This window comes from Janthinobacterium sp. Bl 1, assembly GCF_058215535.1.
Genome location: NZ_CM177086.1, coordinates 1874379 through 1891240, shown reverse-complemented (window position 1 = coordinate 1891240; position 16862 = coordinate 1874379). Strand labels below are relative to the sequence as shown.

The following is a 16862-nucleotide window of genomic DNA, read 5'->3' as shown; positions in this document are numbered from 1 at the left end:
AAAATCTCGCCTCTTCCCCACTTTCGCTTGCATTACCATTCCTCATTCGCACATAAAAAAAAACCTGCCGCAGCAGGTTTTTTTACAACGAATAAAGGATCTTTGGCCTATAACCGGGACTTCTTAGTTCGTAATCATGATCGTCTGTCCTCCAACCACCAACTGCTTGCCAGTGGCCGTGGTGGTTAAAGTAGTCTTCGGACGCTTGCAGCCGACATCGAGCAAAACAATGAATTCGCCAGTCTGCGCAACACCCGTTTTCACAAAGGCACCATGATCTTCGATTTTACCTGGGGCTGGCGGTGGCCCCGAGCGTGGCTGGTAGCTATTGGCCTCGCCGCCCAATGAAGTAATGCACAGGGTACGATCAACTTTGGTAATCTTCACGGCGGTTGCACTCTCCTTGGCGATCGGTCCGCCCGCATGCAGATTCCATTCGAAGGACAACGCTGTTGGCGCGGATAGCTTGTCCACCACCACCACCGCGTCTTGTCCACGCAAATACCATACCTTGCGCACCGCCGAAGTCAACGCTCCACCATAAGCTGGTGTCGCATCACCGGCTGCATAATCCAACGTCGGGGTCGTCGAAAATGCCGTGATCTTGCCATTTCGGCTCAGGTTATTGACGTTATCGTTGATTAGCTGGCCTACGCCATTATTGAACGTAATGGCATTATGCGATTTGGTCTGGCGATACCAAGACATGACCAGCGGCGAATAATAAAAGTCCTCATATCCGGACTCAATCAGCAGACGGCGCCCGCCACTATCGATCACCAGCGAGTTCTGATCGCCATGGCCATGATTATAGGAACCATAGGGACTGGATTTGAAGTACACGGACGTACGAGCACGGTCCGCCAGATTACTATGCATGGCTACCCAACCGATAGTTGGATACAGGGCAGCATTGGGTGGCGGCACAGGCGCCTCAGTCACTGTTTCAACAGGCAGAGGATAAGGCGCCTGAAACAAAGTCAGATCGGCCTCTTCGCCAACGATATTCTTGACATACCAGGCAGCCTGAGGTGTCTTGAAGCGCGATGCAAAACCCTTCAATACAAAATTATAGATATCACCCTCATGCTGATCGCCAAATACCTGTCCTGGCGCACCTGGCGGCAGGAAATGCATCAGATAACGCGCAAAACCATTACTCCACGGCTTGGTGAAAATATTCACTCCAGTCGCTTCAGCCATCGGCTGCCATAACTGCAGGGCATACTCAGTATTAAACATTGCGTAGGAGGTACCATTGGCATAGCCGCCCTCGGGACCACTCCAGGCATACACCGCGTTGACATAGGAACGGAAAGAGAAATCAAACCAGGTAGTTGCAGCAGGGATATCACCCATCGTGAGCGTGGAAATCACTGCCAGATAGCCGAGCGCTATCACGCCATGAGCATCGAAGGGGGTTTGATCTAATCTGTAATTATTTTTGATCAGATCAGCATACATGGGAGTGACCCGCGCAGTAATGGCCGCCATCCAGAGTGCTTTACGCTGCGGATCCTTGTTCAGCTCGACCGATAGCAAGTCCGCGGACTTAGCCAATGTCAACATGATGCTGCGTGTCGCCATATCATGATTGACATAACTGGTCATGCCCGCAGGATCAAGTACTGCCAACTGATCACCACGTGTCAGTGCTTCCTGCAGATACTTGTTTTCACCTGTCAGTTGATACAACAGTGCCGCACCCAACATTTGGTTGGTTGCGCTACCTATGGCTTGAGAAACCTGAGTGACATACGCCGTGCGCGCCGCGGATGGCGTGCTTGTCGTCACTGGCCAAAGTGAATCCGATGGCGCGGCCAGCGCACGGGTGCCACCCGGCATGAGACTGTTGACCTGTGCCGTAAGCCGAGTCAGGGCAGCCCCGCGCGCTGTGCGCATGGCCGGCGTCCATGCACTCAACGGCAGGAAATCTGCGCGCTGCTGGCGAGGGCGAGGATGCGCCAGCACTTTGCTCCTGATTAACTCGTTGTCAGGTACTTCGAACGTTTGTGAAGTGCTATCAATCGAAAAGGTGCGTGGCGTCGACCAATCGGTATTGGTACTGGGACGCACGCGCCAGCTGTACTGGCCGGCACCAAATGCCGTCGTCGGCAGGTAAAAGGTACGCTTGGTCGTGTAAGTGGCAAACACGACACCACTCTTTTGAACTTCAACAACATAGGACGGGGGCGCAGTTGTACCCGGATATTGTGCCCACGCAAACGCAGGCGGGTTTTGCGCCTGTATCTGCCGATCGACAGGCGCAGGCCGGACAATGAACACCTCTTTCGACTCGGCCCAATCAGCCTGGCTGGATCCAGCCATCACACTCAGCGCCAGCCCAAGGCCAACCGAAAAAAATAACTTATGATTAACCATTATTGGCTCCTACAAAAAACAATCGGATGCTACAGGAAGCGATATCGCCGCATCGGGCCTGTCAGGCTGCCGCATAAAATACAAACCGCATAATCTTCATGCATTAGCATCTAAGCGCTATTTCACCTGCTTCTTAATCGCCCAACTATACACCGGATATAAGATTATGGCGTTGTCCGAAGCCAACAATAGTCATAACAAGGGATAAAATAAAAAACTTCAGCACAACAATTGCAACAAACAAAACATTATAAGAAAATTTTATTTCTGATGAAATATTTCAAGATAAATTAAATGCGGCGAATGGAAAATGATAACTTAATGAAAATGTTTACATATTTCACCACATATTCCACAGCGACTAACCACATACTCTGAGAGCATAAAATATGAAAAGAGCACATATCCAATCTTAGGCAACGCGCGGGGTTATCAGTTTTGCAAACACAAACCGTCTCACCGCAGCCGTGTGCCGCTCGGTTAGGGCCCATAGGAGAATCGATGCACCATTAATGGCTAACAGATACAGCGTGAAACGCAGCACCGTATCGTAGCGAATAGGCTGTGGCAACGCCAGCTGAGGATCGAAACTCATGAGGCAAAAAGTCAATGGCAGGTGTAGTGCATACAAAGAAAAGCTGTAGCCGGAAAAAAAATCGGATATTCTTTTCAGATAATTTGCAGGAATATCCTTTGATATCATAACAAGGAAAACCGTAAAAAAACCAAGCGCGAAATCATAACCAAGGGCGTCTGGGTAAATACGTTTAAAAACAATAAACATAAAAAATGCGACAACAAGAAAAAAAGCCGCGAGGTAACGCCGCCGTATATTTTCGTAAAAACAATAAGCAGCCGCCCCCATCATCCAAATTACAAACATCATAAAATAGGTCAACGGCCTCCCCTCATCATTTGGTTTTGCCGAATAAATAAAAAGAAAACCGATAAAAAGAGTCAAAAGCACGCATAAAACTTTTATATTTCTCTTGAAAACAAATATACCGAAGACCGCCGGCAATAAGAGGTAATACCAGAATTCATTGGAAATACTCCATAGCGAAAGATTCGTCCCATACTGAAAACCGATAATCATTTGCATGAAGAATGCATTTAGTACAAATGTCTTGATAGAATCCGGTTCCAAGCTGCTCCACCACTCAGGAAAAAATGGAGTGCGGCTGGCCAGCAAAGCTTCTCCTCCACCGTAGCTGAAGGCCAGTCCATCGAGCAAGGCTGTCATTAATAAGGCGGGAAGGATCACTATCCACAATCGGGTCAATCTATCGATGAAATACTTGAACGAATCGAAGCGTTGTGATCGCATTGCCTCGATGACTGGCCCGCCAATCAGGAAACCACTCATGACAAAAAACATGATGACCGCTTTGTGGGCTCCGGAACTGCACAGGCCCACCAGCCATGCAAGCGCACCACCTGTGCCTTCCGCGTGGTCAAAGAAGAGGTAATTGGCATGCCCGATAACAACAGCTTGGGCAGCCAACGCACGCATTACGTTGAGCCAAATTGACGTATTCGAAGGAATTCTCTGCATAGACTAGCTCGACTAACGAAGGTTAAAAAAATTCGCCTCTCAAGCTGCAGGCATTCCGAGCCTTGCAAGCAGGGACATCGGCAACGATACGTTGGCCATCAGGGCGGCACGCCACCCACTATCGGCCAACTGCTTTGTCCAAGACGGGTCAAACGCGATTCAATTGGTAGCGGGCGTCGGCCGTACTTTTGCGGTAAGCGCCTCAGACACTTGATTTGGCATGACGGGATACCCGGCGAAAATATGCTGCTACTGCATTGACGTGTCGCATACCCGGCTGCTCGATGAGTTTAAATGTCATGAAGCAAATACATATCAGTAACGGAGTCAACAACAAGATGACCGACCAATGCAACAAGGGAGAAAATGTCATGGCATGTTCGCGACCGATTACAAAATGAAACGTCACGAACAGCAACAAACCATGCAGCAAGTAAATGCTATATGCGAATTCACCGAAAGTGCGTGATACTGCAGTATGCAGCGTGCCAAATATGCTGGTCCCGCCCGCAATCATGGCAAAGGCGATGGATAGAAGCAATAATGATCCAATTTCATGCGCGGAAGCAAAGGCCAGGCAAGCGGTTCCGATACATACAACGGTGAGAATGCTTGCAAGCCGGCTTGCACAAAATCGGCAAAAGGTAGGTAAAAGAACTAACACGGCAGCAATCATTCCCGCCAAGAATGCCAAAAAGTGATGTACAGGGGCCTGCCTTATTATCGCAGCTGCCAGCACAGTCAAAAATACCAAGATACTTGCTAGCAAATACGGCCACGGCGGCATGATGCGCAGGGGTAAGGCCAATAATGGTAACAGAAGATAAAACAGCCATTCGTATGGCAGCGACCATGTGACGCCGGCCATAATATGAGTGGTATTTTTAATACCGTTCAGGTCTGGCGCCTCCAGCGCGGTAAACATCAACCATTGTGCGGCATGCTTCAATAACGTGGGCAATGTTTCCTGCATGCGAAAACCAGAAAGACAAGCGACCGTTATAAACAAGAGCACCATGGCAAACAGATACAGCGGTGTCAGGCGCAAAATCCGGGAAATATACAGTTTCCCCCAGTCTACTCCCCGACCACGTGCAGCGAGTAGTTTTGCATAAAACAAGAAACCAGTAATCATGAAAAACATGGCAACGCTGGCATGTCCAAAATTTGTATAGAGCGGTGATGGCGGTACGTTCCATGCACCGTAGCGCACATAAAAGTACCATATGCAAGCATGGTGCAGGAAGACAAAAAATGCCAGGTAACCACGCAAGCCATCGATCGCTCCATAGCGTCCGGCAAGTGGTGGTGCCCCCCATTTTTTAACAATGAGAGCACAACAAAATAATGCCAGCAGCAGACTCGCCACGGCAGGCAAAAAACTTACAACGTCCATTATTACTTTCAGAACAAATATAGAAATATGGCCTAGTGTCGTTAAGCTGTATGAGTAATACTGTTTACGTGGTCAAATGGCTTAAAGGAAATATCCCAACGACGCTGCAGCGCCATGCGTTTGACTATCTTGAAGATCAGCCGTTTAACGCGGCTGTCCACCCACGATGCTTTCAAACCATAGTGATGGATGCCAATAGTCTGAGCGGTAATATCGCTGTACATCAACTGCATGGCGTTCTGCGAATTACTGCGATCATATGGATTAAACGGATAAAAAGTAACTGGATCCAATTGCGTGCTATTCCCGCCGAGATCAAGCTCCACCGCTTTTTTCAGCACCACCGGTGATGTGGCAAAGAGCCGCTGTTTTATCAATTCACCCAAAATCAGTTCACGGGCAGTCATCATCACAGGATTGCCGGCTTCGCATGCGAGAAACCCGGTACCATAACCCGCCCCCACGTCCTTGCAGGTTTCGCGGGCCATCAGGCATCCATGCAAGTTCAGCACAAGATCGAGTGAAGTAATCAACTCCAGATCCGTATCGAGGTAGATACCACCATATTTGGACAATACGTCAAAACGTACCCAATCGGCAACGAAAGCCCATTTTTTTTGAATGATGGCCTCTCGACAATAATCATTGTCGATATTGGCATTGTCCTCATTCCATAATTTCAACTCATATTCTGGACAATATTTTTTCCATGACTCAACACAGCGACGGTGCAGTACACTCATCTCACCACGGCCAAACCAACAGTAATGTATAACTTTAGGAATCATTGATTTCTCAGAGCAATTTTTCGTAGCAAGATAATTTTGATTGCAGCGACGAATGTGACGTGAATCAGAAAGGAAAGTACCGCACCAAACAGGCCAAAATACATCGTCAATATTGACAACTCCAACAAATATAGAAGATTTGTGCCTACTGAGATAATCGTCGATTGGCGCAGCTTTCCCAACGCCCAGTAAAACGAATGCGTTGTCACGAAAGTGCCAGCCATCACAGCCGTCAAGAGAACCACTGCGAACTCCAGCACATAATCTTGCAGTACAGGAAAGACCAATGGCATCCAGATAAATTTACTCAAATAACAGATGGCACCAGCAGAAGCAGTTACCACAAACAGCATCTTCATCGTCTTGATCCACAATTCGAACGCCCCCTTCAGATCGCCTGCATTGGCACTGGCAGCAAACTCGGGAATCGATGTCGAATAAAATGGCGCCGTGGCCATATTGACCAGCGAATAGATACGCTTCAAGATACTGAAAACGCCCAGGTTGTAACCCGGCAGTGTCAATCCAATGATGATACGGTCGAGTTGCGCCACAGGTAAATCACAGATCGCCTGCAAGGTACCCCATTTCCCCGCCTCGATCAGGCGTGCCGGGCGCAAATCAGTGCAGGGCAAGGCACCGTCAATGCCGCTACGATTGCGAAAAATCAGCACAAACAACACCACACACCGAATGACCTCCGGTAGTGTATAGGCCAGCACCATACTCGACAGCGTGGGCTGATACCGGGACACTACGACCAATACAAGTAGCTTGAGTAAATTGGCCAGGAAACCCGCATACATCAACACCTTGTATTGATTGACCAACCGGAAGTATGCGGTATGGGTACCAATGACGGGAAAAACCGCAGCCAGGGATAGTAACAATAAATTTACAGTGGAAAACTCTTTCAATTGGGGCAAGGAAAACAGAGTCAGCCCCGCCACCACCAGTATTACAGCAGCCATCGCGAGCATTTCATAGCGTAGGCTTCTTACAACGGCAACACGCAAGGTGGCGGCATCAATTTTATGCCCCGGCATGGCTACCAGCATGCCTTGCCAGTACTGAAATCCGCAGACGGTAAATACCGCCAGAGCGATCGATTGCACAAGTACCAAATGACCATATGACTCCACGCCCACAATGGCAAGCATGACAGGAATGGTAATAACGCTCACTCCGGCTCCAGCTACATTCAGCAAGAACATCATGGAGCTATTTTTGACCAGGTTATTAAATACCTTGCTCGATACAGTCATGCCAGAACGCCATGCGGGGTGTGGCCCGGGGTGCGCTGGGGAGGCAGCTTCGCCGAATCAGCTGCAGGCTTGCCATACCGAGAAAATTGAACGATACAGCCTAGCGAAAAATAGCACAGCAACTGTATGGAGGGTTCATCAATCATGGTCCGATTGTAGATCAGCGTACTGACAAGCAATATCAGGGTCACAGTACTGGCATCAGCCATCGCCAGGCGCTCGGGACCGGCTTGGCTGTGCGCCACATACCGTGCGCCTTGCCGTATCCCCAATATGAAAATGGAAAGATAGACCAAAGTTCCCAGTATGCCCACATCCCAAAGCAAGCTCGCCAGTCCAGTTGCGCCAATTTGCAAATTACGATAACGTGCCGCGACATAGCCACGCCCAACGTTCTGACTCGTTGAGCTTGCGCTGGGGCCATAACCAATCAAGCGTTCCTGAATAGTCGGAACCGGATCCTGATACCACAGCGCCAATGACGCGCCGCGACTAATTTCCCCTGTAACATAATTGATGCCATTGGGATCCACCACATAGCCACCGACACTGTTGACCTTTTCTTCCATGGTGTCGGTTTTCGTATGGCTCCCCCAGTACAAGGCGTGATAAGCCATGAAGATGCCAGAGCTAATACTGCACATCAACGCCACGAACATAACGAAAACCAGGATATTTTTCAAAACCTTACGCCGCACCACCCAGAACACGCCAAGGGGCAACCAAATAAAGACCGCCTTCACTTCGCCCAGCAGAATAATAGCCAGGCCAATGATGAACATGCCAACCACATGCGAAACCGGAGTGATGCCTTGTACCCACCGCGCTAGCACGTAGAGCATCGCCACAACTGTAAACAGCACCAGTACTGGGCTCATGTTGCCACCGAAAGAACCCACTACGCTATCCCAGCCCATGGACGCTATATTAAAAAAATGCTGGTACAGAGCCAATGGCAACTGTGCCACCGCAATCACCACGATCCCTCCCCACAGTACAAGCAAACGCCGATCAGACCATTGAAACCAGTACATGGCAAAAAGAACGCCAAACATGGGCAAACAAAAGCGTAGGACGGAAATTAACTGAACGGTGGACGCATGGCCCATAAAAATACTAAACGCATAGAACGCCAGATAAATCCAGGCTGCGGCAACAATACGCGTGGCGCCGGCAAAACTGTCACCGAACTGATCCTTGACCAAATGATTGGCCAGTGTTTTTTCCAGAATCGTCCGGGCGAAGAAGAGCGCAGCCAAGCCACTGGCCATCCAGGTCGCCAGACGCAGATTGAAAAAATATTGTGCCGTGCCAGAGACAAAGAACACAACTATAAACAATAGCGGCAATAGTTTTTTAGTATCGACAAACAGCAGGATCGGTATAAAAATTAGCAAGCCAGCCAACATGATAGTTAGCTGAATCGCTCCCAAGGCGATGACCATTCCAAGCAAAAGCGCCGTCGCTAATCCAGCCAGGGCCAACAGGACAGCAGTAAAGACAGGCATGCCCTGCCTGGCCTTGCGACGCTGGGACTGCGCATTCCGCGCATTACCTGTCCTCAACCCCAGTTTATGGATAGAAAAACTCATATGTGTTCCATACACAGCGCGTACGCTGGACTCAATAATGTGAACCGTTAGAAGTACTGTCTGCTGTAGCGACTAGCTATGCCAGCCAATCGCGTACAGCGTCTATGCCAGGATTACCTTAGTGCGAGGTACCAGAAAAATGGCCGCGCAAGTCGGGGGGCATGGATTGCAACAATTGATCTATAAATGATTGCTGCAGTTGATAGCCTTGTTCGATATCCTCGCCGATACTCGACACGCGCATCAATGTCGCATCAGGAATCATGCCCTGCAATGCGTAAGCGAGTTTGACTTTTTTGACTTCCCACGAATTGGGCACGGCCTTGTCGCCAACGACAACCCAATATGTAATAGGTTCGACGCGGGAATTAAGCGTTGCCACTGTACGCGACGTCGCAATACCTCCTGCGACCGTCGGCAAGACGACTTGACTGGTTTGGCCGACTGCAAAGCCCTGGCCGCCATAACAACCTTCTGGAAAATGTACGGACAAATTATCGCGCTGGTCGGTGCCATAAGCAATCGACAACATGATGCGATTACCTTGCCGATTAACATAAGTGCGCGACAACGTTTCAGCGTAGATTTTATTAAGTTCAGCCACGGTGGTGGGATTGACCACTGCCGCGACCTGACTTGCATCTTCCTGCCAATCGCCAAACTTCGTTGGAATCGCCGTGCCGAGAATGATTTTTGGACGGGTATCGGACAGACGCAATGTTGGCGTGACCGCCTTGGTGCACAAGGCAGCGATCAGCATCAGGCCACCCATGGTAAGACCAATTATCGAACGCTTCTTCATAATGCCACCTTTCGGGCGTTCCACTGCCGCGCTATCCATTGCAGTAAAGAATCAAGGCTCAATATCAGCACCAAGGCGCTCACAAACAGCACCATGCCCGCGAAACCATGCAGGAAACCCTGCCCTGCCGCATCGCCAAAATAATAAGTGATCAACGTCAATGCTATGACGCGCATGACATTGGCCGTAAAGGAAATAGGGATAATCAGGATCGCCAGACCGATATTGCGGATAGCCGAGGTATGGCGCACGAGGTTCAAGTAAAACAACCCCAAGGCTTCGAGCGTGAGCAAGGTTTGTAGTCCAGCGCAAGCATCGGCGACCAACAGCTGATACTGGCCAATTTGCAGGATCACACCTGTACGTGCTATCGGATAGCCGGCCCAAAACAGGATATGCTCGCACACATACGACACGGCCATCTTCATTGGCAACGTCAAGGTACTGACGACCGAGCTTGGCAACGGAATCATGAACAGCATGAAGAAGAATGGGAACCAAGCGGCGCGTAGCGCGCCCACTCCCAGCTTGAGCACCAGGATGGATGCCGTGAGCATGACGAATGAGCCAATCTCGAAGGCAAGAATCTGCTGCGAGCGACCGGCGATATAAATCAGCAGCGCGGCGATAAAAAGCAGCCAGCCGGCTACAGGTGCACGGTCATGCTCGGCAGCAGCCAATATCTGCTCGCGTTGGCGCCAGATGAGCCAAACCGACAGTACCAGGATAATGGGACCATGCGCCTGCTCTTCGGTCATCCAGATACCAGTAAACAAGGTATAAAATGATGGGATATACAGCGCCGCAAAACCAATAACAATAGGCAACCATTCCAGCAACTGGTCGCGCCGCGGCAAGGCAGATGCCAGGTTCAGCCGAGTGCTGGTATTCATCAGAAATCGACCAGTACCGAGCCGATCACCTGTGCACCGCTGTGCAGCATCTGCTCGGTCATGGCGTTGATGTCGCCGACAGGCGTGTGATTTTTGCGTGCCACCAGCAGGACGCCGCCCGTCCGGGCGGCAAGCGCCAGAGCGTCGGAGCCCAGCGAAAATGCCGCCGAGTCATACAGCACCACGTCATATGACGACTCAAGTTCCGTGCGCAAGGAAGAAAACGCTGGACGGCTCAACAGTTCCTGGGGATTCGGCGGCAAGGTGCCGGCGCCCAGCACGGACAGGTCGACGAACGATTCAATGCGCGTAATCACATCGCGCTCGGCACGTCCAGCCAGGATATCCGACAAGCCCTGGCGTCCCGCAAGGCCAAAGATCTCGTGCTGGCTCGGGTTGCGCAGATTCGCGTCGACCAGCAAAGTCTGTTCGCCCAATTGGGAAAACACCACGGCCAGGTTGGCCGCGAACAGGCTGGTGCCGTCACCATCGTTGACGCCAACCACCACCAGCGATTTGCGGCCCAACGCCATCCAGCGCAGCATCAGCTGGCTGCGGATGGCGCGCAGCGTTTCCACTTGCGGGCTGAACGGCTGATAAGCAGCGATCAGCTTGTCGGAATACTTGCCCTCCCCCTGTTGCAGATAGGGATAGTCGAACTGGCGCGCGAGGACTTGCTGGATATCCGCCTCCGTCACCAGACCGAGGCGCTGGGCAGCTTCGCCAAAACGGATGCCCAATTCCTTTTGCATGCGCAGAACACGTTCGGCACTTTCCGGCGTGATCTTACCTGATGCGAGCAAAAGCCCACCGATGCTGGAATCGGCTGTCCGCGGCGCCGCGGCTACTAGCGGTTGCAATGCTGGATTCATATTATTTCCAATACTTAATTAAGACGCAAGCTGCGAGGCAACAACGATTTGAAGCGGTTCAAGCGCGGGCGCGTCGGCGCGCTCCAGTCGATAGAGCCGAGTACAGGCAATTGCAACAAATCGCTCAAATCGGTTTCTGAACGTACGCGACGGTCCAGCATCTCGGCCAGCAAGGAAAACCCCACGCCCAGCAAGCCGCCCAGGAACAAGGCCAACAGCGTGTTCAACATCACTTTCGGGCCGGCCGGCCTGATCGGCGCCACGGCAGGATTGAGCAGGGAGATATCCGATTGCTCCGATTGCCCCTCAATACGGGTTTGCGAGAAGCGTTGCGAGGCGATATCGAAGGCGCGCTGCGCGCTTTCCACATCTTTTTGCAAGACGCCCATTTCGTCGCGGGTACGGTTCAATTCCAGAACCTTGTCCTTTTGCGCCGCCAGCGCCGCACGCACGGCACCTTCGCGCTGTTGCAGGATCCCGGCATTCTTGCTGACCGAATTGGACGTCACGCGCGTGCCATCCGCCAGTTCCCGGCGCATGCGCTCGACTTCGGCGTTCAGGCTTTCATATTGGGGATGATTGCGCCCCAAGCGCTGCGCCATCTCGGCCAGCTTCGATTCGGCCGTTGCCAAACTCAGCTTCAGATTCTGCACCAACGGGTTCGACGCCACGTCCGGCGAATCGGAACCGGCATTGCCCTCGGCCATGCGCTGACGCGAGGATGCTTCCATCGCCTGGCCTTGTGCAGCCACGAGCTGTGCCGACAGGTCATTCAAGCGGTTCGATTCGACGTCAAGACGGTTATCGACGCTGACGATGCCATGTTCCTGCTGGTACTTCGATAAGCGGCTTTGCGCCACTTCGAGACTGTCGCGCAGCAGCTTCGTTTGCTCATTGAAATACACAGCCACCTTTTTCAAGGGATCGACTTTCAGCTGAATGCTGGTTTTCTGGTATTCATCGGCAAATGCATTCGCAATAACGGCGACAAACTGCGGATCGTTACCCTTGAAACTGATATCGACCACGCTGCTTTCGCGCGACGGCACGATTTCGAGCTTCGCCAGCAGCAGATCCGCCAGCCAATCGCGCACGGTACCTTTACCTTGCGTGGCTTCATTAAACTGGGCAACGACCGCAGGATTTTCCGCCAGACGCAGATTATCCACTACCTTCAGCGCCACATTCTTGCTGCTGATAATATCGATTTGTGTCGCCATATAACCTGGTAACAACTGCATCGGCAATGCCAGACCCGTGACGGGATCGACGCCCTTGTAGTTGATCAGCAGGGATGCCGTGCCTTTATACGTCTTGGGCAACAACAGGCTCACCACCATCGTCGCCCCGACTGTGATAAGCAAAGTGAATAGTAAAATCCGTTTGCGGGCAAGCAAGACGAGTAGAAACTGGTGGAAATTCATGGTCAACTCTCATATTAATAAACAAAGCCAGCCTGGCCATAGCGCCGGCACCACTCAACTTAGAACCAGCTTTCTTTGACATACACCACGTCATCGATTTGGATGATGTCGTCATGCTTGGCGTCGAGTATTTGCATGACACCTGCCGCATCACGGCGCTTGATGCGTACGCCACGTTCGGTACCGCGCTGCGTCAAACCACCACCAACGGACAGAGCCTGCAAGACCGTCATCGAACGTTCCAGGCGAAATGCCCCGGGACGCTGTACTTCGCCGTAAATGTAGAAACGCGGTGCGCGTTCGACGTACAGCACATCGTTGCCGGTCAGGTCGAAGTCGCGGGCCAGATCGGCACTGCGCATCATGTCGACGATATCAATGGTTTCCTTGGTGGTTGTGCCGCCGCGCTTGCGGATCAGGCTAACGACATCACCTCCATCCGTGTTCTGGCCGCCAGCCATGGCGAGGATATCGAGCAGGCTGCGCTTGCCTTCAATCGGATAACGGCCCGGGCGATTTACTTGCCCCAGCACGGAAACTTGCTGACTTTGCAAGGCAGTGACAATGATATTGACCTGCGCCTTGCGCAGGAAACCACCGCTCTCCAGTGCCTGCCCCAGTTTCTTTTCTGCAGCGGCAACGGACAAGCCCCCTACAGCGACACTGCCAACGAGCGGGAAGGTAATGCTGCCGGCCTCGCTGACACGCGTCTCCAAACCCAGGTCAGGACTGCCATACACGGAAATTTTCAATACATCGCCAGCGCCGAGCAACACTTCGGCGGCCCCTGCCACACCAACACTGCAAGCCATCAGTACGGCGGCTGCCCACATCGCAAGTCGTTTCATGATTTGCTCTATCCTTTTAAAAACTTCTATTAATCCGAAAGATCCCTGCCCGCTCTTATTTCAGGCCTGCCACGCCGCGCGCATTCACGTCGCTACTGTCGGCCGCTGGTGCCGTTGGCGCCGCCACCGCTGGCGCCGAAGCGGCAACAGCGGCTGAGGCGGACGCCGCAGCCGGCTTGTCCGTCTTGTTCAGATACTCGATCTTGGCGCTGGCGCGCAAACGCTTCAACTCGGCGTCCGCTGCTTCCTTGTTCTTCTTATTGAAAAGGAACTGCTCGATCTGTGGCGCCGCTTGCGCCAGCGTCACCGGGTTATCCTTGATGTCGGCCAGGGAAATCAGCAGGGTGCGATCACCTTCGCGGATAATGAACAACTGGCCTTTTGGCATCCCGGCCAGTTTGCTGCTCAATTCAGGAGCGAGATCAGCACTGGTGCGAGACAGTTGCGTACGGGCATATTTGACCTTGTTGGCATCTAGCCATACCGCAACCTCTTCCAGCGTTTTCGCCGCATCCATCGCTTTTTTCAAGTCGTCGTTCATGTCGGCCGAGGCAATAATCAGTTCACGCATGTCGAACTGCTTGCGCTGGGTAAAGTACTGTGGATTCTTGTTAAAGTAATCTTCCACTTCCGCCGGCGAGGGCTTGTTGATGGTGCCTATACGTTTTTGCATATAGGCTTGGGCAACGATCAACGCCTTGGCCCGCTCAACGGCTTGCACGACCTTCGGATCGCGGTCGACCTTGTCCTTGATCGCCTCGTTCTGCAATAATTGGCGGTCGATCAACGATTCCAGCAATTGCTTGCTTGCCGCTTCCTGCTGTACCGCAGGAACATTGGCACGCTGCAATTCTTCATTCAATTGCAGCACTGTGATTTCCTCGCCGTTGACGCTCGCCAATGCCTGACCGGCCTTTTTTTCCTTACCTCCGCAAGCGGACAATCCGGCAGCAGCAAAAAGGACCAGCACCGCGCACAACAATCGGGTGTTGGCAGCCGGTTTGGGCATGGTCAAACGATAGTTGCGAAAATGATTCAAGATTACTCCTTCGGATTGATTATTTAAAATGCAATTTACTGCAACGCAGCGCGATGGTAAAAAAGATATTTTTTACCAAAATGACACAAGCCACCAGCGACTAGCAAGCCATGCAAACAATTATTAATATTGTAAATATGATACACAAGATGCAAGCCAAAATGGAAACAATTTGCTTAAAAATCTATTAAGAAGCTTTTAATACAACTATTTCCATTGTCGACTAGAAAATAAGTTGCACTAAGAAAATGTTCTTCAATGTGGATCGTTTAAGAGCGATAGCGCCTTGGCCTTCGTAATATATCTTGGTGACAAGCGGCTGAGCTTACGGCCGCTAACAGTGTATGACGGCGAGGATGAGGCCGATTAAAGAGCCCAACAGGTCGCAAACAACGTCCGCTGAGCAACAGTGATGGGGCAGGTTGCCCGCCAATGGGTAGCCATAGCTGCCAGGAGCATGCATCGCCAGCGCACTCTGCCGTGTACGGTTTGCGTATCACCGAGCTTCCTTCCACCTGGGTTATACCTGACTGCGCCCAACGCTACCTATTACACATATTTTATCGCGTATTGATTGAGCGCAAACTAAATTGCAGATCATTTTCCCTCCGCCTGTCGCTCAATGCGCATTGTCACGCTTCAGCACGACTTTCACCGTTCGCATGATGATCCACAAATCGAGCCACAGCGACCAGTTACGCAGGTAATCGAGGTCAAAATGGATGCGTGCTTCCATTTTGTCCAGGGTCTCCGTCTCGCCGCGCAAACCGTTGACCTGGGCCCAGCCCGTAATGCCGGGCTTGACCTTGTGGCGCAGCATGTAGCCCTTGATTAACTTGCGGTACTGCTCGTTGTGCGCCACGGCATGCGGACGGGGCCCGACAATACTCATGCGTCCCTGCAAAACATTAATGAACTGTGGCAATTCATCGAGCGAGCTACGGCGCAGAAAAGCGCCAATGCGCGTCACACGCTGATCATTCTTGGTTGCCTGCACCACCTTGTCGCCGTCTTCGCTGACCGTCATCGAGCGGAATTTATAGACGATAATTTCTTCGCCATACAGGCCATAGCGCCGTTGACGGAAAATCACCGGCCCCTTCGACGTTACCTTGACGGCGATGGCGATGAGCAGCATTACTGGCAGCAGCATGATCTGGATCAACAAGCCCAACACAATGTCGCTGCCCCGCTTGACCATGCTGTTAAAACCGGTAAACGGCGACTCGCGGATGGCGATTACCGGCATGCCGCCCACATTGTCGAAGCGCGCCTGCATCAAATCGAAGATATAAATATCCGGCAAGAAATACACGGATGCCGTCGTATCCTGCAGTTCATCGAGCATCTTGCGGATGCGCGGCTGGGCTGAAATAGGCTGGCTGATGAATATCATCTTGATATTGTGTTCGCGCACATAGGCAGCGATATCGGCCATCCTGCCCAGCATGGGCTCGCGCATCGTCTCGGGCCAGCGGTCATCGGTGCGGTCGTCAAAAAAACCGCGCACGCTCATGAACAGGTTCGGATTACGCTCGACGGTAGCGGCAAACTTCAGGCTGGCGTCATTGGCGCCGATGATGACGACGGAGCGCACTTCGCTGTCGCGCCCGGGATCGGCCACCATGCGCCGCGCGGCCAGATGGCTGAGCAGCAATATGAACGGCGTCAACAGGAACCAGGCCAGTACCAGCTCGCGGTCAAAATGAAACGCCAGTCCTGTCGCCGAGCCCAGGAATACCAGGATCAGGGCCGTGATGCCCCAGCTGACAAAAATATCGCGGGCATAGGCCAGCATGCGACCGCTGCGCCAGGTACGATAGGGATCGACATACTGGAATACGGATGATGAAATAAAGAATGCAAGGATCATCAATACCAGCGAGTAACCGGTAAATGGCGAACCTGACAAGGCGGCCAGCAGATACAGCGTGCCCATGATGATCAATGGGTCGAGTATGCGCTGGAAAAACGAAATCAAGGGTATATCATTAACCGTCATGATG

13 protein-coding genes are annotated in these 16862 nt (G+C 51.8%); all 13 read right to left on the bottom strand.

Annotation, left to right across the window (positions count from 1 at the left end; translation table 11 throughout):
• Positions 1-123: 123 nt before the first annotated feature.
• The gene (locus AC4BCN_RS08525) at positions 124-2382 is read right to left on the bottom strand and encodes a DUF4962 domain-containing protein (protein ID WP_072454476.1); all 2259 of its coding nucleotides are present in this window, start codon (positions 2380-2382) and stop codon (positions 124-126) included.
• Positions 2383-2794: 412 nt separating this feature from the next.
• Entirely contained in the window at positions 2795-3937 is a 1143-nt protein-coding gene (locus AC4BCN_RS08520) for an acyltransferase family protein (RefSeq protein WP_081368173.1), read from the bottom strand.
• Between the two features lie 202 nt (positions 3938-4139).
• A complete protein-coding gene (locus AC4BCN_RS08515) occupies positions 4140-5333 on the bottom strand; it encodes an acyltransferase family protein (RefSeq protein ID WP_034751666.1) in 1194 nt (397 codons plus the stop codon).
• 41 nt (positions 5334-5374) lie between these two features.
• Positions 5375-6121, bottom strand: a complete 747-nt coding sequence (locus AC4BCN_RS08510; RefSeq protein WP_072454473.1) for a glycosyltransferase family 32 protein — start codon at positions 6119-6121, stop codon at positions 5375-5377.
• The gene (locus AC4BCN_RS08505; protein WP_338681213.1) at positions 6118-7386 is read right to left on the bottom strand and encodes a lipopolysaccharide biosynthesis protein; all 1269 of its coding nucleotides are present in this window, start codon (positions 7384-7386) and stop codon (positions 6118-6120) included. The genes AC4BCN_RS08510 and AC4BCN_RS08505 overlap by 4 nt, the downstream gene beginning before the upstream one ends.
• A complete protein-coding gene (locus AC4BCN_RS08500) occupies positions 7383-8978 on the bottom strand; it encodes a hypothetical protein (RefSeq protein ID WP_338681212.1) in 1596 nt (531 codons plus the stop codon). The genes AC4BCN_RS08505 and AC4BCN_RS08500 overlap by 4 nt, the downstream gene beginning before the upstream one ends.
• A gap of 118 nt (positions 8979-9096) precedes the next feature.
• Complete coding sequence (gene epsI, locus AC4BCN_RS08495) at positions 9097-9780, bottom strand: exosortase-associated protein EpsI, B-type (RefSeq protein ID WP_034751674.1); 684 nt, start codon at positions 9778-9780, stop codon at positions 9097-9099.
• Complete coding sequence (gene xrtB, locus AC4BCN_RS08490; protein WP_034751676.1) at positions 9777-10673, bottom strand: exosortase B; 897 nt, start codon at positions 10671-10673, stop codon at positions 9777-9779. The genes epsI and xrtB overlap by 4 nt, the downstream gene beginning before the upstream one ends.
• Positions 10673-11545: a chain length determinant protein tyrosine kinase EpsG gene (gene epsG, locus AC4BCN_RS08485; RefSeq protein WP_338681209.1), complete on the bottom strand. Its 873-nt coding sequence runs from the start codon at positions 11543-11545 to the stop codon at positions 10673-10675. Before epsG ends, xrtB begins: the two co-directional genes overlap by 1 nt.
• Positions 11546-11559: 14 nt before the next feature.
• Positions 11560-12969, bottom strand: a complete 1410-nt coding sequence (gene epsF, locus AC4BCN_RS08480; RefSeq protein ID WP_034751682.1) for a chain length determinant protein EpsF — start codon at positions 12967-12969, stop codon at positions 11560-11562.
• Positions 12970-13028: 59 nt separating this feature from the next.
• The gene (gene epsE / locus AC4BCN_RS08475; RefSeq protein WP_034751685.1) at positions 13029-13817 is read right to left on the bottom strand and encodes a polysaccharide export protein EpsE; all 789 of its coding nucleotides are present in this window, start codon (positions 13815-13817) and stop codon (positions 13029-13031) included.
• A gap of 55 nt (positions 13818-13872) precedes the next feature.
• Positions 13873-14856, bottom strand: coding sequence for an EpsD family peptidyl-prolyl cis-trans isomerase (locus AC4BCN_RS08470; RefSeq protein WP_419177876.1), 984 nt, complete (start codon positions 14854-14856; stop codon positions 13873-13875).
• A gap of 619 nt (positions 14857-15475) precedes the next feature.
• Positions 15476-16858 (bottom strand): undecaprenyl-phosphate glucose phosphotransferase, encoded by a 1383-nt coding sequence (locus AC4BCN_RS08465; RefSeq protein ID WP_034751688.1) that lies wholly within the window; start codon positions 16856-16858, stop codon positions 15476-15478.
• Positions 16859-16862: the final 4 nt, after the last annotated feature.